This is a genomic window from Candidatus Zixiibacteriota bacterium (assembly GCA_029860345.1).
Classification (GTDB): domain Bacteria; phylum Zixibacteria; class MSB-5A5; order GN15; family FEB-12; genus JAJRTA01.
Map to the genome: position 1 here is coordinate 1 of JAOUBJ010000024.1, position 23566 is coordinate 23566.

At 55.5% G+C, this 23566-nt stretch carries 19 protein-coding genes; 18 read left to right on the forward strand and 1 reads right to left on the reverse strand.

Annotation, left to right across the window (positions count from 1 at the left end; genetic code table 11):
- Positions 1-66: 66 nt before the first annotated feature.
- Positions 67-1226, forward strand: a protein-coding gene (locus OEV49_16965) for an IS3 family transposase (protein MDH3892755.1) whose coding sequence is annotated in 2 segments (ribosomal slippage) — positions 67-340 and positions 340-1226 — 1161 coding nt in all. Because the reading frame shifts where the segments join, the coding sequence is not laid out codon by codon here.
- 488 nt (positions 1227-1714) lie between these two features.
- Here the strand turns inward: OEV49_16965 and OEV49_16970 are convergent.
- A complete protein-coding gene (locus OEV49_16970; protein ID MDH3892756.1) occupies positions 1715-3271 on the reverse strand; it encodes an ATP-binding cassette domain-containing protein in 1557 nt (518 codons plus the stop codon).
- 573 nt (positions 3272-3844) lie between these two features.
- Here OEV49_16970 and OEV49_16975 point away from each other — a divergent pair.
- The 17 genes from OEV49_16975 (at position 3845) to OEV49_17055 (ending at position 23536) form a co-directional block, all read left to right on the forward strand.
- Positions 3845-5662, forward strand: a complete 1818-nt coding sequence (locus OEV49_16975) for a M3 family oligoendopeptidase (protein ID MDH3892757.1) — start codon at positions 3845-3847, stop codon at positions 5660-5662.
- A 709-nt stretch (positions 5663-6371) separates the two neighbouring features.
- Complete coding sequence (locus OEV49_16980) at positions 6372-6896, forward strand: hypothetical protein (protein ID MDH3892758.1); 525 nt, start codon at positions 6372-6374, stop codon at positions 6894-6896.
- An 85-nt stretch (positions 6897-6981) separates the two neighbouring features.
- Entirely contained in the window at positions 6982-7965 is a 984-nt protein-coding gene (gene selD, locus OEV49_16985; protein MDH3892759.1) for a selenide, water dikinase SelD, read from the forward strand.
- Between the two features lie 42 nt (positions 7966-8007).
- On the forward strand, positions 8008-10119 hold the full coding sequence (locus tag OEV49_16990) for a hypothetical protein (protein ID MDH3892760.1): 2112 nt from the start codon (positions 8008-8010) through the stop codon (positions 10117-10119).
- A gap of 243 nt (positions 10120-10362) precedes the next feature.
- A complete protein-coding gene (locus OEV49_16995; protein MDH3892761.1) occupies positions 10363-10629 on the forward strand; it encodes a hypothetical protein in 267 nt (88 codons plus the stop codon).
- A 73-nt stretch (positions 10630-10702) separates the two neighbouring features.
- Positions 10703-11449, forward strand: coding sequence for a phage Gp37/Gp68 family protein (locus tag OEV49_17000; protein MDH3892762.1), 747 nt, complete (start codon positions 10703-10705; stop codon positions 11447-11449).
- Between the two features lie 415 nt (positions 11450-11864).
- Positions 11865-12458, forward strand: a complete 594-nt coding sequence (gene pdxT / locus OEV49_17005) for a pyridoxal 5'-phosphate synthase glutaminase subunit PdxT (GenBank protein ID MDH3892763.1) — start codon at positions 11865-11867, stop codon at positions 12456-12458.
- A gap of 215 nt (positions 12459-12673) precedes the next feature.
- Positions 12674-13606, forward strand: a complete 933-nt coding sequence (gene ispH, locus OEV49_17010; GenBank protein ID MDH3892764.1) for a 4-hydroxy-3-methylbut-2-enyl diphosphate reductase — start codon at positions 12674-12676, stop codon at positions 13604-13606.
- A 72-nt stretch (positions 13607-13678) separates the two neighbouring features.
- Positions 13679-16471 carry a molybdopterin-dependent oxidoreductase gene (locus OEV49_17015; GenBank protein ID MDH3892765.1) on the forward strand — a complete coding sequence of 931 codons (2793 nt, stop codon included), beginning with the start codon at positions 13679-13681 and terminating at the stop codon, positions 16469-16471.
- Positions 16471-17079, forward strand: a complete 609-nt coding sequence (locus OEV49_17020) for a nucleotidyltransferase family protein (protein ID MDH3892766.1) — start codon at positions 16471-16473, stop codon at positions 17077-17079. The genes OEV49_17015 and OEV49_17020 overlap by 1 nt, the downstream gene beginning before the upstream one ends.
- Positions 17079-17855, forward strand: coding sequence for an XdhC family protein (locus OEV49_17025; protein ID MDH3892767.1), 777 nt, complete (start codon positions 17079-17081; stop codon positions 17853-17855). The genes OEV49_17020 and OEV49_17025 overlap by 1 nt, the downstream gene beginning before the upstream one ends.
- 213 nt (positions 17856-18068) lie before the next feature.
- The gene (yqeB, locus tag OEV49_17030) at positions 18069-18890 is read left to right on the forward strand and encodes a selenium-dependent molybdenum cofactor biosynthesis protein YqeB (GenBank protein ID MDH3892768.1); all 822 of its coding nucleotides are present in this window, start codon (positions 18069-18071) and stop codon (positions 18888-18890) included.
- A gap of 232 nt (positions 18891-19122) precedes the next feature.
- Positions 19123-20082, forward strand: a complete 960-nt coding sequence (locus OEV49_17035; protein MDH3892769.1) for an enoyl-CoA hydratase/isomerase family protein — start codon at positions 19123-19125, stop codon at positions 20080-20082.
- 192 nt (positions 20083-20274) lie between these two features.
- Positions 20275-21021 carry a 3-oxoacyl-ACP reductase FabG gene (fabG, locus tag OEV49_17040; protein MDH3892770.1) on the forward strand — a complete coding sequence of 249 codons (747 nt, stop codon included), beginning with the start codon at positions 20275-20277 and terminating at the stop codon, positions 21019-21021.
- A gap of 29 nt (positions 21022-21050) precedes the next feature.
- On the forward strand, positions 21051-22238 hold the full coding sequence (locus tag OEV49_17045) for a thiolase family protein (protein MDH3892771.1): 1188 nt from the start codon (positions 21051-21053) through the stop codon (positions 22236-22238).
- Positions 22239-23009: an enoyl-CoA hydratase/isomerase family protein gene (locus tag OEV49_17050; protein MDH3892772.1), complete on the forward strand. Its 771-nt coding sequence runs from the start codon at positions 22239-22241 to the stop codon at positions 23007-23009.
- Positions 23010-23044: 35 nt separating this feature from the next.
- The gene (locus OEV49_17055) at positions 23045-23536 is read left to right on the forward strand and encodes a hypothetical protein (GenBank protein MDH3892773.1); all 492 of its coding nucleotides are present in this window, start codon (positions 23045-23047) and stop codon (positions 23534-23536) included.
- Positions 23537-23566 lie beyond the last annotated feature (30 nt).

Sequence of the window (23566 nt, forward strand, 5' to 3'; positions counted from 1 at the left end):
TGAACCTCCCCCGATTTAGTGGACACATCGAGAAGATAGGATTAAGTTCTATTTGGAGGTGTGTTTATGTCGAGGAAACGTCGTCAGTTTGACAGAGCTTTCAAAGTTGAAGCGGTGAGATTGGTTACAGAGGAAGGTCGTCCACTCGCCGCAGTTGCCCGTGATTTGGATATTGGCGAGAATGTGTTGCGTCGCTGGAAACAGCAATTGGCTAAAGATCAGGATCTGGCCTTTGTGGGTACCGGCAATTTGTCCCCAGAACAAGCTGAGTTGCGACGTTTACAGCGTGAGAACGCCGATCTTCGTGAGGAGCGCGACATCTTAAAAAAAGCGATCTCGGTCTTCTCCGACCGAAAGTAGTGAGATATGCGTTCATTCGTGATCATCGGAAAGAGTATCGGGTGAGTAAGATGTGTGAAGTATTGGAGGTGTCTCGTAGCGGGTTTTACACCTGGCTGAGGAACCCTGAGAGTGCGCGTAGCCGTGCCAATCAGGCGTTGCTTCGAGAGATACGTATTGCTTTTAATCGCAGTCGTCAGACTTACGGTTCGCGACGTTTGACGGTTGAACTAAACGAATCGGGTGTGTCATGCGGTGAGAACCGCGTGGCCAGGTTGATGCGCCTTAATGGGATACGGGCCGTTGGCAAGCGCAAGTATCGTGTGACAACCAACTCGAAACACAATCATCCGGTTTCGGAGAATCTGCTGAATCGTAACTTTAGCGCTGACTATCCGAATGAGGTTTGGTTGTCCGATATCACATATGTTTGGACCTCTGAGGGCTGGTTGTACTTAGCTGGTGTGATCGATTTGCACTCACGGATGCTTATCGGCTGGTCGATGGGTCCACGACTGACGGCCGCACTGACCCTTGAGGCCTTGCGTCAGGCTATCAATCGTCGAGAGGTGAAACCTCAGTTGATGCATCATTCGGATCGTGGTGGTCAGTATGCCGCAACAGAGTATCAAAAACTGCTCACAAAAACTCAGATGATTTGCAGTATGAGTCGCAAGGGAGATTGCTGGGACAATGCACCGATGGAGTCATTCTTTGCGACATTGAAAACAGAATTGGTGAATCGAGAACGATTCAAGACAAGACAGGAGGCCAAAGCGAAGATATTTGAATACATTGAAGTGTTTTACAACCGTCAACGCCGTCATTCGTCACTGGAAATGAAAAGCCCGGTTGACTTCGAGCGATGGCAAACCCTATCTTCTTAACCTGTCCGTTTTAGCGGGGGAAGATCACAACGCCAGTAGACTGTAGGTGAACCGTAGGTCGGAACCCTCTTAGCGGTTCCGACTTCAAGCGACGGCAACGCCAGTAGACTGTAGGTGAACCGTAGGTCGGAACCCTCCTAGCGGTTCCGACTTCAATCGACGGCAACGCCAGTAGCGGTTCTGCTCGACGTTTCGTAGTTGCGGCAGGTCTTGTCCGCCGCGGCGGACGTGAGCGGATTTGTGTGACCTGCCGCCCTTTGCTACCATCCTGGTAGGTGTCGTCACAACGTGGCGTTGGGCGACCCCGCCCGACGCCCGCCCACGAAGCCATTAGCTGTCAGGCGAGTCGCCTGACAGCACCAATACCTCACCCCGTGCGGAGTCGAAGGGTGCACGGTCAAGCCGTAGGCAAGACCGTAGGGTGGGTCCGTCTTCGGACCCGCCTTTGTCGGCAGGTTTGAAGACAAACCTGCCTACATTAGAAGGTGTCAGACAAGCCGCAGCCTGGACCCCGCCAACAGGTAAAGCTGGTGAGCTACGTTCTGGACAAAGCTGCGGTCGTGGCTGATCAGCAGGAAACCACCCGTGAAACTGTCAAGCATGCGTTCAAGCACTTCGATGGACTCAATGTCGAGATGGCTGGTCGGTTCATCCAAAAGTAGAAACTCAGACCGCAACAGCAGACATCGCACGATAGCCGCGCGCATCAACTCACCCTGCGAAAAACGGTTGATCGGTTCGGTCACCTTGTCCTTACGGATCATGGCCGCACCCAGGTACTGGCGCACGGTGGTCTCATCGCTCTCGCACCTGCGGAAGTTGTCCAGCAACAAAGGTTCGGAAAAGCAACCTTCCAATCCCTGCGGCAAGTAGTGCAAGTTGACGCCCGTGTTCAGGTAGCTGCGTCCGCTGAGAGGTGCTATCTGTTTCATAATCAAGCGCAGCAGGGTCGATTTTCCGGCACCGTTGGAGCCCATCAGACATATCTTGTCGGTGGTCGAGGCCGAGAAACTGACATCCTGCAACAGAGAGGTGCGTCGGTCGGATGGGTCCTCCGCATCGTAGTCAAAAGACAAGTCGTCCAGTGCGAACACTTGGCGATGTTTGATTTCATGCCAGGGGAATGCGAGGTCGAGTTTTTTGGGCACCAGCGGTTTACTGTTCTTGAGGTTCTCGATCTCTTTCTGTGCTTTTTGAGAAGCATGTTGTGCTCGCTGGGCCATCCGCTTGGCTTTTTTGGCGATGGTCGGTTTGCCGGACCCGGCGCCGATTTTACTCTTCTCAAGGTTGTCGGCCCACTGCGATTTGCGGTGTACGTCCTGTTGCAGGCGGGCAATCCTGCGCTTGATCTGCGTCGACCGTTTCGTTCGAGATTCAAAGTCGGAACTCTTGAGTGCCCAGGCCTGATGGAAGCCGCCCTGAGTGTGATAGATACCGTTCGGCGTGATGTACACGGTGCGATCGGCCAGGTTATCGGTCATTGTCCGATCGTGCGTCACCATCAGGAAGCCTCGTCCCCGCCCTTTCATGGTCCTGACACAGGACTCAAAAGCGGTCAGACCGTCGATGTCCAGGTAGTTACTCGGCTCATCCAGAAGCGTCAGGTCAGCCTCGACCGACAGTGTCCGGATCAGCGCCAGTTTCTGAAGTTGGCCGTCGGAGAGCCGGCTCAGATCGTCGTGCTCGGCGTCGAAACTGAATTCAGTTCGCAAGCGATGCTCCAGCCGGATAGCAGCGGAGTCGATCGAGCTGTCTCGCAGGATTTCAGGTTCTCTTCTCAGGTTTTGCGGCAATCGGGTCAGACTTAGATCGTTGGGGAAATCTATATGACCAGACAAAACGAAATCGTTGTTGGTAAAGTACGCTTCATCTCCCGCCTGCCTGGCTTGCAGAGTGGCCAGCAGCGTACTCTTGCCGCAACCGTTGGCACCGATCAGACCAACCAACTCGCCTGATGAGACCGACAGGGTCAGCTTATCGACTATCGGACGGCCGAGATGAGAGATCGTTAGGTTTTTTGCACTTATCAGCATTTTGCGCGACACTATTATTCCTCGTTCTTGTGAGTGATGGTGGAACTCTGTGCTTTTCCGTCTGTCACCCCCAGCCAAGGCGGGGGGCCATCTTTGGTCTTGATCAAACGACGTCACGGATGGATTCCCGCCTGGGCGGGAGCGACAAGAGGCCGTTGGGTTGAAGATGTTGGTTAGCTGATAGTCATAGTACAAATACCTTCCACCCCATAATAACGGATGAATAGTGCGGTTGTAAACCAGAAACTGCGTGCGCGGCAGGTGGAAACGACTTGTGGCCGACCTCGTTGTACAGTCCCGTGCGCGGCAGGTGGAAACCACTTGTGGCCGACCTCGTCTGCCCGTTCAGGCGGCTTTTTCTGTCGCGTAGCGGCGGGCCTTGTGTCCGCCGAGAGCCGTCAATGCGAGCGCAGTCGAGGCAGACTCCCCTGGGGCGAAGCAAGGCCGCCGCCTGCGCGGATAACGTGGCGCACCAGCACGTACACCAGGCGCGAAACTTGAGCAGTCGCCACTTGCCAGAAGCATCGGTTTGAATTATACTTGGAGCCGCGAATTTTGAGAAAACATATCTTAGGAGATACTACCATGACCACCACTCTGACCACTATTCCCCCCGCTCCTACCTGGGACCTGGAGTCGATCTTCCCCGGCGGCAGTAGCTCGCCACAGTTCAAGAAGCACCGTGAACAATCGGCGGCCGACTTGGTGACAATGGCCGACAACCTGGCCGAGCTTCCCGAGAGTATCACCGCCGACACGGTGGCCGAGTGGACCGGATTCATCGACAAGCTGCAAGCCTTGTCCGAGAATATCGACCTCACGTATTCTATGGCCGGATGCTTGAGTTCGCAAAATGTCGACGACACCGCGGCCAACGCCATTGAAGCGGAAGCCGACGTTCAGGTATCGCAGTGGAAAAAGTTGCAGACCGGTCTTGAGGCGCGTTGTCTGAAAGTGTCGGACCAGGAGTTTGAACTCTTGCTGTCGCAGCCGACCATGAAGGACGTCTCTTTCTACCTTGACGAACGACGGACCATCGCCAAAAGCAAGATGCCCCTGGAACGAGAGACGCTGGCTTTGGACCTGGGTGTCAACGGGCTGCACGCCTGGAGCCGGATGTATGACAAGATCGCCGGCGGCATCAGGGTGGACTTCACCGAAAAAGGCGAGACCCAAAAACTCTCGATGGGTCAAATCGCCACCAAGCTGTCCGACCCGGATCGGTCAATCCGGCAGCAAGCGTTCAACGGCATGGTTGATGGTTGGGGTCAGCAGGCTGATCAGACGGCGATGGTGCTCAACAATCTGGGTGGTTTCAAACTCTCCTTGTACAAACACCGCAACTGGGAGTCGCCGCTGTATGAGCCGCTGATAATGTCACGATTGCAGCAGACGTCGCTCGACACCATGTGGGAAGTTATCCGTCGCGAAACACCCAAACTTAAACCTTACATCGACGCCAAAAAGAAACTGTTGGGAATCGACAAGTTTTCGTGGTTCGATCAGTTTGCACCGTGCGGTAAGACCGACAAGCTCTACAGTTTCGATGACGCCGGTAAGTTTATCGTTGAACAGGCGGCCGGGTTCTCGGACGACATGGCCGAGTTCATGCAGATGGCCCTTGAGAATCGTTGGATCGAGGGTGAAGACCGACCGGGTAAACGCGCCGGTGGATACTGCACGTCGCTGGGACCGATCAAAGAGTCGCGCATTTTCATGACCTATGCCGGGACTTTTGAAAACCTGTTGACCCTGGCCCATGAACTGGGCCACGCCTACCACCAATGGGTGCTCAAAGAGCGGCCGCCGTTTGCCACCGAGTACCCCATGAATCTGGCCGAGACGGCATCGATCTTCACCGAAACGCTGGTCGTCGACGCCGCCCTGGAAGCCGAACACGATCCGCAGACTAAACTGATGCTGCTTGAACAGAAACTTCAGGGTGCATACACCATGTTCTGCGATATTCATTGCCGGTACCTGTTTGAGAAGAACTTTTACAGTGAGCGCAAATCCGGCGTGGTGTCTCGCGAACGTCTGAGCGAACTGATGGTCGACGCACAACGTCGCGCCTTCGCAGGGTTGCTTGACGAGTCCGGGTATCATCCGTTGTTTTGGTGTTCCAAGCTGCACTTCTACTATACCGAGGCGCCATTCTATAACTACCCGTACACCTTCGGGTATCTCTTCGCAGGTGGTGTCTATGACCGCGCTCAGCGTGAAGGGTCGGCATTTGCCGACAAGTACTCGGCGCTGTTGTCCGATACCGGCAGTATGACCAGCGAAGATGTGGCGAGTAAACACCTCGGGGTCGACCTTACTACCGAGCAGTTTTGGAACGACGCTGTGAATCGTTCACTTTCGGATGTGGACGAGTTCGTCAAGCTGGCTCAGTCGTTGTAGCCGGTGATGCAGTGAATGTCACCCCGGCGAAGGCCGGGGTCCATCCTCTCTTGTAGGGCGGGTCCGTCTTCGCCTGCGCGCCGTGGCGTGAACCCGCCAACGTTGGTCGACAGGGTGGCCGTCTGCAGTTTCTTCCGGTTACTGCGTTTGCCGCAGGCGAGTGTGTGAACCGGAGGTTTCAAAGGCTGCCCATACACAACGCCTTAGTAAGAGTCGCAGGGTCACAACCACGCCTAAGGCCTGGTCAGGACCCTGCGAAACCACATTATGACACAGCCTGCTTGTTCGGGACGGCAGGCGAGCCTGTTTATCCCGCTACGCCTGTCTCTGAAAAGTGGCGGAGTCACCAAGACACGGCTTGACCGTGCACCCTTCGACTCCGCTCAGGCTGAGGTTATAAACGCACGGAGCGCGAAAAAGTGATTTATCACGCCCAAGCCGAGTTTGAGAGTGCCGCGCAACGAAGGGCTTGTTGATACACTCACCATGCCACAAAGTGAAGTTCTTCGCGATGAAGGTGCTGACAGGTGACTCGCCTGACAGCCGGCTAGTTGGAAGAAAGGCGTCGGGCGGGGTCGCCCAACACCACCCAGCATAGGAGACTTTTTCAACACTCCCTGAACAACCGGGCCACACAAAACGGGGCGGTTGACTTCTAAACAGCATTCGACTATTATCGATGTGGTTGAACAACCCACAGGAGTGAAGAATGCCGAGATCATTTGTGACAACTCTCTTCGTAATGTTGATACTTGGCACAATCATGACCAGCTCCGGTTCGGCTGAGGACATACTACTCAAGAAAGAGATCCTCCAGGGTTGGAAGTACTCGACCGACAGTGGCGACACCTACCAGGAGGTCGGCACCTCCGGTTCAACGTTAAGGCTGCTGATGTCGGGCAGCAGTCGGGCCGACTACGAGATGGAACAATATGCGAAAAAGAAATCTATAGCCCGGGCTACCGGTTACGTTGGGGCCGGGCTTCTCGGTGTGATGCTGGTTGCTTCCGCGATAGAAGACTGGCACGATGATTACCATTGGTTTATTGTTGGCGCCGTGGGCGTGGGTTTCGTGTCGACCATTTATGCAGTATCGGCCAAGAATCATCTCATGGAAGCAGTCCGTGTTTATAATCGAGATCAGAAGAAAGGTATCACCATCGAGGTCTGTCTGAACCCGGCGGTTGCTCGGCAGTCGTTCGGCGCCGGGACATTCGTGAGGATGAGATTCTGAAGGTTGCTGAAGTATGGAAGATAAACGCAAAGAAAAAACAATCAAGCTGACCGCCCAGGTCAGTTGCGCCGGTTGAGCTTCAAAGATCCCGCCAAAGTTTTTGGCTCAGACACTTGAAGGACTCCCGGAACAGTCGCACCCTGATATGATAGTGGGATTCAACCAGGCCGATGATGCCGGTGTTTTTCGACTTAACGAACAGCAGGCGCTGGTGCAGACTGTCGATTTCTTTCCGCCGATAGTCGATGATCCGTATCAGTTCGGACAGATAGCGGCCGCTAATGCGTTGTCGGATGTCTATGCCATGGGGGGGCGGCCATTGACCGGATTGAACATTGTCGCTTTTCCTATGGGCACCCTGCCGGACGACTATCTGAGGGAAATACTTCGGGGCGGTGGTGACAAAGTTGCCGAAGCCGGCGCCGTGATTGTCGGCGGTCACTCGATCAAGGACAAGGAACTTAAGTACGGCGTCGCCGTGACCGGTGTCATTGATCCACAGCGAGTCGTTACCAACGGCGGCGCTCAACCCGGTGATCGGCTGTTTCTCACCAAGCCGCTCGGCACCGGACTGATCACTACCGCGATCAAGCGCGGCGCAGCGCCTGAGGCGCTGGAAAAGATTGTCGCAACCCAAATGGCCCAGTTAAACAAAGGACCGGCCGAACTGATGGTGAAACACAACTGTCATGCTGCAACCGACATCACCGGCTACGGTTTGTTGGGTCACGCTCTTGAGATGGCGATAGCATCGGACGTGACCGTGCACCTGGATTCAGCCCTGATACCATTGATGCCGCAAGCTCTGGAATTGGCCGAGGCCGGGATGATCCCCGGCGGCGCCGGGGCAAATCGGGAGTTTGTCATCGACCAGGTTTCAATCGCCGCCTCCGTTGCGTTTAATCTAAAAGCAGTGCTGTACGACCCACAGACTTCCGGTGGCCTGTTGATAGCGCTGCCTCCGAAGGACGCCGATGCTTTCGCCATAGAGCTTGAACGCACCGGCCAGTTCGGATGGATGATCGGTACTATCGATCCGTACAGGACCCACAGGATCGTGGTCGACTAATCGGTGGACAATGTTGTGCTGGTGACCGGCGGCTAACTCAGAATGAAACCCTCACCTACCAAGACCGATTGGGTTTTCTACACTCTCACCCTGCTAATTGTAATCGGTGGGTTTCTCTTCTGGTCGTCGGATTTGACCTCCGATCCACCTATGTACTACAGTGGTCTGGGACAATCGCTGGCCACCGATCCCGCCCAGTACGTCCATCATGCGCGCAACCAGGTTCTTTACGACGACTGGGACCCATTCGACTACCCGCGCTGGACGGTCTATCAACACTCGCTAACCTCGGCGGTCGGCTGGCTGGTGTTCTCCGTCTGGGGCGTGTCGGGCGAAAACGCCGGCGTGGTCGGGATGGTTTTGTCGTTGGGTGGATTACTTTTCTTTCTCCTGGGCATCTTTCGTCATTGTCGTAGTTGGGTGACGGCGGCTGTGGCCCTCTGCTTTGTCATCAATGTCACTCTGTTGACTTATGGACGGCTGTCGTACCTTGAGAACGGTTTGATCCTTATCGCCGCCATATTCTTTTTCGTTTACTGTTGGTTCGGGCACAAACTGTGGGGCTTGGTGTTATCCGCCCTGTTGGTGGCGGCCGCAACCTTTACCGGTAAACTCTTCGGCGCCCTATTACTGCCCGCGCTGTTGCTGGCGGTTTTCTGGTCGGGGCGACCTGGCCGCTATCGACAGATGGCCCTGACCTTCTGCGCGTACGCCGTTGGTTCGGTACTGATCGTGTTGCTTCTCTATGGCGGCAACTTCTCGGCAGCCTTCAGTTATGTCGGCGAGCAGTCGTATGGGCTGCGTGGCTTTCCAGCGGGGCTGAGTTCACCCTGGGGTTTCTTCGAGCACTTGATCGGCTATGGATTTCAGAACCGGATGTTTTATCTCGATCCCGATCTGTTCATGTTTGTACTGGTGGCCGGATTGGTCATGATTCTTTTCAAGCGTGGCGATAACGAGAAACCGTTATCTCCGTTGATCAGGCTGTCGGCATCGTGGCTGGGGATAGTACTGCTTGGATTGATGCCATTGAACTATTCCCCCTTGCGCTACGCCCTCTTCTTGATCCCGGCCATTATCGTCCTGGTCTTTGCATTGATTGACGGACTGGTGTCGAAGCGACAATTGACCCCGACAATACCGGGAAAACCGGATTTTGTGCTGCTGGCTTTGCTGTTTTGGTTTGCGCTATATCATATCGTCGGCAATGTGTTTTATTTCAACAACACACCCTATCGCATGCTGACCTGGGGATGTCTACCGGCTGCGGTGTTGTTGGTTTGGGCGATGCGTCGGGCGCTCGTGAAATACGATTTCAAGATCTCTCGAAAAGTAGTAGTAGTGTCGATCCTGCTGATGATCGGGCTGTCCGGCCTGGCTAACGGATTCAGAATACGTCGTGTGCATTACCTGGACCACAACTTCAACCTAATGGAAGCCAACGCAGGCATCTCAGAAATCGTGGGACGGAATGCGGTGATCTCCGGGCCATACGGTCCGGCCTTGACTCTTAACACAAAACTCAAGTCGTTCATACATCTTTTCGGAGTGGCCGATGTCGACAGCACTTTGTTCGATCGGCAGCCGATCACGCATCTGGCCGTGGATGTCTCCAACCTCACCGTGGCTGCTCGTGATTATCCGCAACTGGAGGGTCTCCAGCCGGTGGCGACCTACTGGATTCGTGATACCGAGGTCAAACTTTTCAATATCAGCAAGAATTTCAACAACCCGCAAGCCGCTCAGTATGAACCATCGCTCTACGAACAGGCGCAGGTCTACCTGCAACATAACCATCTTGACAGCGCACAACTGGAGTTAACCCGACATCATGCCGAACATCCGCTGACAAAATCTTCCGGACAGTTGCAGATTGATATCTACATGCGCACCGGTCAGTATCAGCCGGCCCTGAACTTACTGGGATCGATGGCCAATCAATACCCGACCGATTTTGCGATCCAAATGATGACCGGAAGGGTCTACCTGATTGTTGCATCCATGACAAGAAACCAGTCGCTGATGCCGGTCGCGTATCAGTACTTCGACCGAGGCGTCAAGGTCAACCGGTTCAGAGCCGGTTATGCCACTCGACTGGTGCAGGAGACCATGCGTCAAGTGCAGCAGTCTCAGCAGCCCGGACAGACGCCATAGGGCTTGTTCTCGGGTGGTGTTGGGCGACCCCGCCCGACACAGGCAAGGCGACAAGTCGCTTCATTGAAGATGGATTCCTGCTTTCGCAGGAATGACAAACAACGAGCAGGAATGACAGAGAAAACTGCGCTGTGTGTAACAACGAATTCTCGTTTCTTCCGTAGAACATGGTAGGTGAGGGAAAATCTTGTTGACTGACCGGACAGAGCAGAGATACATTAATAGTGAAACATGGAGTTTCCTATGGAAATTGGATTGATCTACTCAAGCAAGGACCCCAGGCAGACCAAGACTCGCGAGTTTCTCAGACGTTTCGTGAGCGAGCGAGGTATCCTGGCCCGGTTTGTCGAAACCGAACGACCGGTCAAAACACCGACGGTCAGTATTAATGGTCGCATTGTGACCTGTTCGAGTGTTGAATCAGACAGTAACGATGAGAGCATTGCAGCACACATCCCAACGACTAAAGACCTGACCCGCGCTCTCGAAAAGTCGATCTGGTGTTTGTGAGTCTGACAGCACCTCGGCGAGTAGCCTTGAGACCGTCTCTGCACTCTAATCACGAGTAGTAACCAAAGAACCCATGACCGCCCGATCCCGTATCGAGTACACTCATACCACCTGGAACCCGGTGACCGGCTGTACGAAAATCAGCGCCGGGTGCACCAACTGTTACGCCGAGCGGATGGCCCGCAGGCTGCATGCGATGGGGTCGCCCAACTACGTCAATGGTTTTGAGCTGACCCTGCACCCGCAGATGCTCGACCAGGTGCGCACCTGGCGTAAACCGCGCATGGTCTTTGTCAATTCCATGTCCGATCTGTTTCATAAAGACGTGCCGTTCGAGTTTATTCGGAAGCTGTTCGAGGTGATGACCGACGCACCTCAGCATATCTTTCAAATCCTGACCAAACGATCCGGACGATTGTTGAAACTCTCCCCACGGTTGAATTGGCCGGAGAACGTCTGGATGGGCGTGACATGTGAGAGTAAGCGATTCTACAATCGCATCGACGACCTTCGGTTGACCTCTGCATACGGCAAGTTTCTTTCGCTGGAACCGCTGTTGTCGTCGCTGCCCGGTTTGGACCTGCAAGGCATTGACTGGGCCATTGTCGGCGGAGAATCAGGACCCGGCGCCCGCCCGATGGAGAAAGAGTGGGTGCTGGATATCCAAGGTCAGTGCCGGGAACAAGCCGTCGCGTTTTTCTTCAAACAATGGGGTGGTGTGAACAAAAAGAAAACCGGAAATCGTCTCAACGGACGTCTCTGCCAGCAATATCCCGACAAGCTTTTGTCGCATGCCGCCCAGGCTGAGCTGGCCCTTTAGTCGGGACATGGAAGCCACTTGTGGCCGCCCTCGTCTGCCCGTTCAGGCGGCTTTTTCTGTCGCGTACCGGCGGGCCTTGTGTCCGCCGACACCTGTCACCGCGAACGCAGTTGAGCGACACTCCCCTGGGGCGACACAAGGCCGCCCCCTGCGCGGATATCGTGGCGAACCAGGACGTACACCACGCGCAAACACGCTGGTTTTGTTCAGTAGGGTCCTGGCTTCACCGAAGGTGAAGGTGTGACCCTGCTGTCAATCAGGGAACGCAGGGTCTCATCTCCCGCCTGTGGCGGGAGAAAGGACCCAGCGCAACATGAGCATCCGAACTTGCACTACGACTAATCCGTCCTTGACCCACCTCGTAATTCCCTTACCTTAAAGCCAAAGAAACAGCCCTCTGCCTGTATAATATACGATGTCGAAAAAGCAACCACAGATCGGCGTGCTCGCCCTGCAAGGGGATTTTGAGCGCCATGAACACCAGCTCACACTGGCCGGTGCCGAGGCGGTACAGGTGCGTCTTCCCTCGGAGTTGGAACCGCTCGACGGTCTGATTATTCCCGGTGGCGAGTCGACCACTATGAGTTACTTGATCGACCGCTTCGCAATGCGGGCACCGCTTGTGGAATTCGGGCGAAAAAGGCCTGTCTGGGGCACCTGCGCCGGTATGATTATGTTGGCCGCAAAAATCGAGGACAACCAGGCCGGTCTGAAACCGTTTGGTCTGCTTGACATCGATGTCGTGCGCAACGGATACGGCCGGCAGGTTTTTTCATTCACCGATCATATCGAGGCTAGCCTCAACGGTGGCTGCATGCGGCTTGAAGCCACTTTTATCCGAGCACCGCGGATTACGCGCCTCGGCGCTCAAATCAAGACCCTGGCCGTATATCAGGACACACCGGTACTGGTGGCTCAGGGCCGGATTCTGGCCAGCAGTTTTCACACTGAACTTGACAATGATCTCAGATTGCTTGAATATTTCCTGACACATTTTGTCGGCGCATAGAGGAGTTCGCGCGTATGGTTTGTGGACACGGAAAGTCTTTGTTACGCCGCCGGACTAACTACAGAGATTTTTTCCCGTCAAGGGGGGGAGTCTCTGTATCTGCCCGGACTACGGAACTCCTCCTCCGGCGGGAATTTGTTGTTCGGAAACTGTCGAGTCTGGAAGGCGTATGTAGTAACCGGTCAAGGTTGATAGAAAGTTAGCGGTGTAGATATATGATAGAAAAGATCGTTCTGGCCAGGCACCAGGGATTCTGCATGGGGGTGGAACGAGCCATCAAAATAGCCGACGAAACAGCAGAGACACGAAGCAACGACGGCGCGGTGACGATCCTGAATGAAATCGTGCACAATGAAGCAGTGGTGGAAGGTTTCCGCGAACGCGGGGTTGGCCAGGCAACGGCGGTGAGCGAGGTCGATTCCGGCCTTTTAATTATCTCGGCCCATGGAATCTCTCCCGGCGTCGTCGAAGCGGCCGAATCCAAAGGCCTGGAAGTGATCGACGCCACCTGTCCGCTGGTGACGCGGATCTACCGTATTATCAAGCGTGCAATCGGTAAAGGACTGCATGTAATCCACTATGGCGATCCACACCACGATGAAACAGCCGGCATAGTCGGACACGCACCGGACAAAATCACGGTGGCGGCGAATAACGAAGAACTCCTCGCCCTGCCCGACTGGCCGGACCGCAAACTCGGCTTGACTGTTCAAACGACGGCGCACGCCCAGCAATTTGAAGAGGTCGAACAACTGGCCCAGAGCAAATGGCCGCATATCGAGGTCTTTAACACCATCTGCAACGCCACCACCCAGCGCCAGGATGCGATCATGGAGATGGCCCCGATAGTAGACATGATTCTGGTGGTCGGCTCGCAGACTTCGGCCAACTCAAAACGGCTGGCCAGTATCTCAGATGATCTTTGCGGAACGGGTGTTTTAATTGAATCGGCAGCCGACATCAAGCCGGAATGGTTTGGCGCCAATACCGGTGTGGCCAATGTCGGCGTCTCAGCCGGCGCCTCGACCCCGCAGTTTCTTGTCGACGATGTGGTCTCGCGGCTGGTAGAACTGGCCGACAAGCCAATCGACATCGTTCGCCTTAAAGATACCGAGCGCCCAAAAAGAGTGAAGGCAAAGGCCAACTGATCGCTTTGGACCCCATCGCCACTGGGGCCCATAGCTTGACAATTGGCGGGCCCCGCTCTATCATTGTCTGCCATGACCGAAACGACCCAAATACAGCTATCCGTCAACGACGTTCCACATTCACTTGAGGTGTCTTCGGACGAATCGCTGCTGGATATCCTGCGCGACCGCTTACAGTTGAAAGGAACCAAGTGCGGCTGCGATGTCGGTACTTGCGGTTGTTGCACGGTGATCCTGAACGGCAAGGCGGTTCGCTCCTGCTCGGTCGCACCGAAAGATGTGCAGGGAGCTAAAGTCGAGACTATCGAAAGCCTGTCATCCACCGGTAAGCTGCATCCTTTGCAGCAGGCTTTTATCGACCGGCAGGGCTGCCAGTGTGGGTTCTGCACACCGGGCGTAATCATGGCGGCCAAAGCCCTTTTGGATGACGACCCGAAACCGGGCGACCGCGCCATCAAACATGCTCTGCGGACCAACCTCTGTCGCTGCACCGGCTACCAACCGATACTTGACGCCGTTAAGCAAGCCTCCGGACAGTTACCACTCGATCAACCTGCCGACGGATTGGAGTTGGTCGGCCCAGAAAAAGATACCTCATGGGTGGGGCGGTCGGTGCCGCGTCGCGACGCCGAGAGTCTTGTCACCGGTCGCGCCGAGTTCACCGACGATATTGCCGATCCGCCGGGCTGTCTCTATTTGGTCACAAAACGATCGCAGCGGGCCCACGCTATCATCAAGTCGATCGACAGCTCGGACGCTGAACAGATACCCGGCGTCGTGCGAGTGATCACGGCCAAAGACATTCCCGGTGACAATCGTTACGGCAAGATCATCCGTGACATTCCGGTGTTGGCCGAGGATCGGGTGCGGTCTTATGCCGATGCTGTCGCGCTGGTTGTCGCCGACAGTTACAAAACAGCCCGGCAGGGGTGCGATGCAATCGTAGTGCAGTATGATGACCTCGATCCACTCTTCGATCCGGAACGCGCTCTGGACGAAGACGCTCCGCAGGTCCATCCCAGGGGAAACCTGCTTTATGAGTTCAATATCATCAAGGGTGATGCCGATGAGGGCTTCGAGAGAGCCGATGTCGTCGTGGAGGATGAGTACTCCACCGGCCGTGTCGACCATGCCCAGCTTGAACCCGAGGCTGCTCTGGCCTATTTCGATGATAGCGGCAAGCTTTGCCTCAAAGCGCCGACTCAGCATGTTTTCTTTGACCGGTTGAATATTATCCGCGCTCTCGGGCTGCCAAAAGATGATGTCCGTGTAATCCAACCGCCGGTCGGTGGCGCTTTCGGCAAGCGTGAGGATGTATACGGACAAATCCACTGCGCCCTGGCGGCTTTCTTAACCCGTCGTCCGGTCCGGACGCGGTACAGCCGCGAGGAGACCTTTCAATCAACCCAAAAACGACACCCGGCCAGAATTAGAATCCGGCTGGGAGCAACCAACGATGGAAAACTGACCGCCTTCAAAGCCGACGTCCTGGCCGACACCGGGGCCTATGCTTCGTGGGGACCGAATATCCTGCGGAAGATCTGTGTGCATGTCAGCGGACCTTATGAGATTCCCAACGTGCGGGTGCACGGCCTTTCGGTGTACACCAACAACGTCTTCTGCGGCGCCATGCGGGGCTTCGGCACACCACAAGCGGTGTTTGCATCGGAATCTTTGCTGGATGCGCTGGCTGAGAAACTGAACATGGACCCGGTCGAATTGCGTCGGCTGAATTCGTTCAAGCCGGGTTCCAAAACCGCCACCGGGCAGATCGTGCAAACCACACCGGGACGCAAAACAATCGACCTCGCCGCCGACAGGATCGGATGGGACGAACAACTTGATCGCACGGTTATCGAATCTCCTCACTTACGACGGGGACGGGGGGCAGCGTCGTTGTGGTACGGGATCGGCTTTGGCGCCGGAATTCCTGATCGGGGTAACGCAGTCGTGGAACTGACCAAGGCGGGCGGGGCGCGCGTGTTTGTCTCCACGGTCGACTACGGCCAGGGTTCCAACACGATTTTCCCACAGATCGCGGCTGAGACGCTGGGTCTGAAACCCAACCATGTTGAAATGGTTACCGGCGACTCGGATACCACACCCAACTGCGGTTCAAGTGTGGCCACTCGTCAGACATTCGTCACCGGGAACGCCATCAAGATGGCCTGCGAACGACTGCACCTTGATATTCTCGCGGTCGCGGCTCAATTGCTTGAATGCAGCGCCGATCAAGTCATGCTGACGGACGGCTTTGCGACCTGTGAAAAGAGTCCTTCGCGAACGATATCCGCGGCGGAATTGTACGGATCGTTTGAACGACTCGGCAAGCCGATGCGACGCGAGTCAATCTTCAAGGGCGACAAGTACACCGAACCACTCGACCCCAATACCGGGCAGGGCAATGCCTATCACCCGATAGCCTATGGTACACAGATAGCCGAAGTAACCGTCGACACTAACACGGGCAAAGTGAAAGTCGACCGGATCGTCGCCTGCCACTACATCGGGCGGGCCATCAATCCGGAGTCGGTACGCGGGCAGGTTTTGGGAGGTATCTCGATGGGCTACGGATATGCCCTTTCCGAAGATTGCAAGAGCGTCGAAGGTGTGATCAAGGCGGACAATTTCGGCCGCTACAAGATGCACCGAATCTCCGATACTCCGCGTTACGACGTTATCCTGCTTGAGGACCCGGAACCGACCGGGCCCTTTGGCGCCATCGGAATCGGGGAACCGCCCACTGTTGCCACAGCTCCGGCTATTGCCAATGCTATCTACGACGCCGTCGGCGTGCGAATAACTTCGCTGCCGATAACAGCGCGCAAGATAAAAGCAGCCCTTGAAAAAGTAACGGTCAGCTAATGAACATCTGCGGCGTGATACCGGCGGCCGGTCGTTCCGCCCGTATGAACAGAGGCAACAAGCTACTGCTTGACTTTGGCGGGCGTACCATAATAGAGCAGACGTTGCTGAACCTGGCCGAGTCTGACATTGCATCAATACTGATAATAACCGGCTTTGAACATGACCGGCTACTGTCCGCGCTCAACTCACAGACCAGTGACCGCGTGAGTGTTGTGCACAACGAACACTGGCCGGAAGGACGCGCCTCTTCCATAAGATGCGCCGTCCGGAATTCACCGCCTGACTCGGACGCTCTGCTTTTCTTGCCCGGTGATAAACCGACTATTGGATGTTCCTTGATTAACCGATCCATGGAGCTGTTCATTAAGAAACGTCCGGCCATACTTTATGTGCAGACGCCGGCCGGTCGTGGTCATCCCATTGTTTTTGATCGAACTCTCCACAGAGAATTGGCCTTACTTGAGGGCGATCTGGTTGGCAACGAGTTGATAGAAAAACATCGCAGTCGAACGGTCGAACTTGAGGATGGTTCCGATCAATCCGACATCAACACCGACGCCGACTACCAACGGGCGCTAAAGCAAGTGACTGGGACCACGAGCTAATGGACGTCTTCGAAGCGATAGTCAGTCACCGTCGCAGCGGACGCCCCTTCGTTCTGGCCACGATCATCAAAACGCACGGTTCGTCGCCGCGTGCGGTTGGTGCCCGGATGCTGGTATTTGCCGATGGAACCATCACCGGAACTATCGGCGGAGGTCGGTTCGAGAAACTGGTTATCGACGATTGTCTGGCGATGCACGCCGGCGGGTCTGGAAATCTATTCAAGCGATATCGTTTCACACAGAACGGCGCCGATGCTATCGGCATGCAATGCGGCGGAGAGGCGGAATTGTTCATGGAGCTTTTCGATAGTCCCAATCGACTGGTAGTTTTCGGCGCGGGTCATGTTGGACGCCAGATCGTGCAACTGGTGCAAGGTCTGGATTTCAGTGTAATGGTTGTCGATGATCGCATGAACCTGCTGGCTGATTTGGGGCCGGAGGTATCCACTGTTTTGACCGATGCCGGATATGAGAAAGACCTGCCGCCGGTTGATGAAAAGAGTTACGTTGTGGTGGTCAGCCGTTCACACCAGTGCGACCGGGCGATCCTGCTGCACGCGATTGACAAGAACTGCGCTTACATAGGCGTGATTGGTTCCAAAGCCAAAATAGCAAAACATCTCGATTATCTGAAGTCTCAGGGCGTTGGAGAGGATGCGCTAAAGCGCCTGTCTGCACCGATCGGGCTTGACATCAAGGCTGAAGGTCCGCGTGAGATAGCCATAGCTATCGTCGCCCAACTGGTCGCCGTCAAGAACAGAACGCAGATCGATTAGTTATCGCAATGAGCGTGTCGAGCAAGTTGTGTACGCGACCCGACGTTATTGAGTGGCACCCTCAAAGCCGCTTTGGGGGTGACAGGCAAGCCTGTTTCTCGCGCTTCGCGCGCTGGCAACCTCACCCTGAGCGGAGTCTAAGGGTGTATTACTGCGCCGATCGCCGCCCCAAACGAGGTTTGAGGCAAGACCAAAAACACTCGGCTGTAAGAAATGTCAATACAATCGCATAAGGTCAGCAAGCTGATTGTCGTCCGGGGCGCGGGTGAGATGGCCTCCGGCGTGATTCATCGGCTGCACACAGATGGCTGTAAGGTCTTAGCACTTGAACAGACCCGACCAACATGCGTGCGGCGGGCCGTCTGCTTTGCCGAGGCTGTATTCGAGCGCGAGGTTGCCGTTGAGGCTGTGACAGCGCGGCTGGTAGAACCATCGGACCTCGACATCGATTCGACGCAGGCGTTCGTTCCGCTGCTGATAGACCCCGCTGCCTCGGCGGTGCAGCGGCTGAATCCGGCTGTGTTGATTGATGCCCGCATGACCAAGCTTGAATCAGACTGCTCAACAGATATGGCTCCTTTGGTAATCGGGCTGGGTCCCGGATTCTATGCCGGGCGAAACTGTCATGCGGCTGTCGAAACCAACCGTGGACCCGAGCTCGGACAGGTCATACTCAAAGGCGAAGCCCAACCATACACCGGACAGCCAGCTGAAGTTCAAGGGATTTCCCTCAAGCGTGTACTGCGTGCGCCGTGCGATGGAAAGCTGACGACTGTCGTCAACATCGGCGACTTGGTCAGCCCTGGTCGCAAGATTGGCCGCGTGGCGGACACGCCGATACAGGCCGAAATCGGCGGAGTTGTGCGCGGTTTATTGCGTGGCGGCACCACCATCTCTCAGGACCAGAAAGTGGGCGATATCGACCCGCGAGGAGACTCTAAACTCTGCTTTCGCATTTCAGATAAAGCCAGGGCAATAGCCGGGGGCGTCGTTGAGGCCCTGACCAGGCTCGATTCTCTGCGACCAAAAGCGTAGCGATCCTGCCCTGTTTTGTCGTCCGACCGCCTGTTTATCAGGCCGATATGCCCCATAAACAAAATCCGCTTGATATCCTCGGGCCGCCTGCCTAACTTAAGCGCCTGTCGGCGAGACTACGGTTGGTATCTACACTCGGCTTTGAAAGCAGGATACGACCGACCTCTCCGGACTGCGAAGACACAATTCGAGCAAACAGGAATGTGAAACATAAAACACGGAAGAGGCAGATATGCAGTTCTTTCAACCCAAGGACCCGGCTGAGTACGATTTCAAGGAAGTGCTTTACGAGAAGAAGGACTGGGTCGCCACGATCACGATCAATCGCCCCAAGTATTACAACGCTTACAGCACACCTTGTCTGATGGAGCTAACCCAGGCCTTTACCGATGCAGCCTGGGATGACAAAGTGGGCGTGATCATCTACACCGGCGCCGGCGACAAATCGTTTTGCACCGGTGGTGATGTCAAAGAGTATGCATCGTACTATACGCAGCGGCCGCGCGACTATTTCAAGTACATGGGTATTTTCGCCGGGTACATAGAGGCCATCCTGAAATGTGGCAAGCCGGTCATTTGTCGACTCAACGGCATGGCCGTCGGCGGCGGTAACGAATCGCACATGGCTTGCGACCTGTCGATCATGGCCGACGATACGTTTATCGGACAGATCGGCACCAATGTCGGTTCGGTCGCCTGCGGTGGCGCTACTCAGTGGCTGCCGATTTTTGTCGGCGACCGCCGCGCCCGTGAGATTCTCTATCTCAATGAACGTATCAAGGCAGACAAGGCTCTTGACTGGGGCCTGGTGAACAAAGTCGTACCGCGCGAGAAACTCGATGAAGCCTGCCGAGAGATGGCTGAAAAGATGCTCAACAAATTCCCGGAGTGTATGCGCTACACCAAGAGTTCGGTCAACTATTGGAAGGAGCAGGTCTGGTTCCAAACTATCGGCCATGCTCGCGACTGGCTGACTTTGCACTTTTCATCGTGGGAACCGAACGAGGGGATGGCCGCTTTTGTCGAAAAGCGCGCCTCCGACTACATGGGGCTGCGCCAGCGGGCCGCCGACGGTGGTTCCTCAGAGTTCAAGTATGGGCCTTACAAGCACACCTGCCCCAAGTGCGGCGCAACGCAGCTTCCCGGGCTGCACAAGTTCTGCGGGATGTGCGGCGCGACCTTGGAGGGGTGAGGGATAAATCCCTTTTTCGGCCTACGGCCGGTCGGTGAAACAGGCACGCGAAGCGCGAACAACCCGGCTTGGCCGGGTCACCCTGAGCGGAGTCGAAGGGTGAGCGCAGTCGAAGCATGGGCAGACGAGGACGGCCACAAGTGGCATCCACTTGCCGCCCACAAGACATAAAATGAATTAGGAGAATACTAAATGTTTGATCTTACTGGAAAAGCCGCCATCGTCACCGGCTCGTCGATGGGTATCGGTTCAGCGGCCGCCCTCTACCTTGCCCAGTGCGGCGCCGATGTAGCCGTGAACTACCGCAAACACGACGCCGAGGCCAATGCACTGGCCGATGAAATCAAAAATCTCGGTCGCAAGTCGCTGGCCATCAAGTGTGATGTGACCAACCACGACGACGTGGCCAAAATGGTAGAAACAGTGGTCGCTGAATTCGGCAAGCTCGACATTCTGGTTAACAATGCAGGGGTCAACTGGGACGGCGTCATCTGGAAAATGACCGAGGAAATGTGGGACACAGTACTCGACACCGATCTAAAAGGCTACTTCAGTTTTATTCGGGCGGTGGCGCCGCATTTCCGCAGCCAGAAGTCGGGTAAGATCGTAAACGTTACTTCGATCAATGGTCTGCGCGGCAAGTTCGGACAGGCCAACTACTCGGCGGCCAAGGCGGGCATTATCGGCCTGACCAAGGCGGTAGCCAAAGAATTGGGCAGAGCCTCGATCAATGTCAACGCCGTCGCCCCCGGCATGATCCTGACCGATATGATGGCCCAGCTAACAGACGAAGTGAAGCAGACGGCTATCGATGAAACGGTACTGGCCCGCCTCGGCACACCCGAAGAGTGCGCCTCGGTGATTGCGTTCTTGTGCTCCGAGGAGTCGCGCCACATCACCGGCGAAGTTATCAAGATCGACGGCGGCCAGTATATTTGACCAAGCAATTTGAACGGAAGGAATCATAGATGGATCTCAAAGATGTAGTGTGTATATCAGCCTGTCGGACACCGATGGGACGTTTCGGTGGAACTCTGAAGAGCATGGCCTCGTTCGACATCGGCGCCGTAGCTATCGCCCAGGCGGTCAAGCGAGCCGGTCTGCAACCTGATGACATCAACGAAGTCATCCTGGGCAGTTGTCGTCAGGCCGGTAACGGCCCCAACCCGTCGCGCACGGCGGCTGTGCGGGGAGGTATCCCTGAATCAGTGTCGACACAGACGATCAACATGGCCTGTCCGTCGGGCATGAAAGCCATCCAACTGGCCAGCCAGTCGATCCGGTTGGGTGATTCGGAGACGGTGCTGATCGGTGGATTCGACTCGATGTCGACTATCCCCTACCTGCTCAAAGGCACCCGATGGACCGGTTTCAAAATGGGTGACAAGAAACTCGAAGACGGCTGGTCTGACTCGGTCGATCCGCTGATCGGTCAAGGGATGGGTGCTACCGCTGAGAACTTAGTCGACAAGTATGAGATACCTCGCGCCGACCAGGATCAGTTTGCCTTCGAATCGCACCAAAAGGCTGTGAAGGCTATCGACGACGGACGCTTCGACGAGGAAACCATCCCGGTCGAAGTCAAGTCGCGCAAGGAGACGATCACGTTCGACAAAGATGAAACGCCACGCCGCGATACGACCGTGGAGAAGCTGGCCAAACTGCCGGCTGTCTTCCGCAAAGAAGGCGGATCGGTCACCGCCGGTAACGCCTGCGGCATGTCGGACGGCGCTTGCGCGCTGGTCTTTACATCGCGCGAGAAAGCCAACGCCCTCGGTGCAAAAGTTCTGTTTTCGATCACCGCCTACTCGGCCGTTGCGACCGCGCCATCGACGATGGGTGAAGGTCCGGGGATAGCTATCCCCGCCGTGCTCGAACGAGCCGGGATGTCACTAGCCGATGCCGACCTGATCGAAGTCAACGAAGCTTTCGCCGTTCAGATATTGTCGAATGAAAAAGTGCTCAAGTGGGACCGCAGCAAACTTAACGTACACGGCGGCGCTATCGCGCTCGGTCATCCGACCGGGATTTCCGGTGCGCGCATTATCGTGACGCTTTACCACGCGCTCAAGCAGCACGACGGCACAGTCGGTCTGGCATCGATCTGCGGCGGCGGCGGCGTGTCGATGGCCATGTTGATAAACCGGGAGGCGTAGATGCCCGCGTTCGCAAACATAACTTTCGAGACGACCAATAGAGTCGCTTACATCACACTGCGGCGTGAAGAGTTGAACGTCCTCAACATCGCCATGATGGAGGAGATCAACTCGGCTCTTGAGTCACTCACCGGCGGCAACGATCTCAAAGCGCTGGTGTTCAAAGCGGACGGCAAGGCGTTCTCCGCCGGTGTCGACGTATCCGAACACACCGCGGAGTTGGTCGACAAAATGATCAACACTTTCCACATGATGTTCAGGCTCTTGGACGGCATGCAGTGTCCGACTATCGCCTTCGTGCAGGGCGCGGCGCTGGGCGGCGGCTGTGAGTTGGCCTGTTTCTGCGACATGGTGATTGCGGCGGCGGGCGTCAAGTTCGGCCAGCCGGAAATCAAAGTCGGTGTCTTCCCACCGGTGGCGGCGGCCTCGTTCCCACGGAGCGCGCATCTCAAACAGGTGTACGAACTCTTGTTAACCGGTGATGTTATCAAAGCCGAACAGGCGCAGGAGATCGGCTTGGTTAATCGCGTTCTGCCGCGTGAAAACTTCGCATCCGACTGCGAAGCCTGGCTGGCACGATTGACTGTCAACTCGGCGGCTATCCTACGATTGACTAAGAAGGCCGTGCGTAGTGGTCTCGGCAAATCATTCAAGGATGCCTTGTCCTCGGCTGAACAGATTTACCTGCGGGAGATGATGTCCACCAAGGACGCGCACGAGGGCCTGACTGCTTTCATGGAGAAGCGCTCACCCAAGTGGGATGATGGGTAAGGGGGTAATACACCAAACCTATAGGCGTCACAGCAATGACCGAGTCTGGCAAACTATGGAAGACGATAGAGCGCGAACTCCTTAGTGCTCAGGATATTGAAACGATTGTGCTCAAAAGCCATCTGCTGGTTGAGTCTCAGATCAATGCTGCGCTGGAATTTCTCATAGGCCTGGGAATTGAGAAGGCTCGACTTTCATTCGTCCAGAAACTAGAGATTCTGATATGTATCTGGCCTGACTTGAAGCGGACCCGGTCGTCTACGGAAGCGCGTAGCCTCTACAGTGAATGGAAAGAGCTTAACGGAATCAGGAACAAGATAGCACACCAGTTGTCCACCGGAGGATTGCGAAAACTTCTCATAGATTGGGTGACGGGATCACTTGGTTACAGACTTAAGACCATTAACCGCACTGCTGTGCTCAAGCGAAACTTCGTCAAAGCCGTAGTATTCCAACTCGGCTCCTTTTCTGGTTACAGTTATGTCCGCAAAGACCTCGCCAAATCCCTTACACCACCTAAAGCATAGCGACAGGTGGGTTCCTCAATAACGAGATTG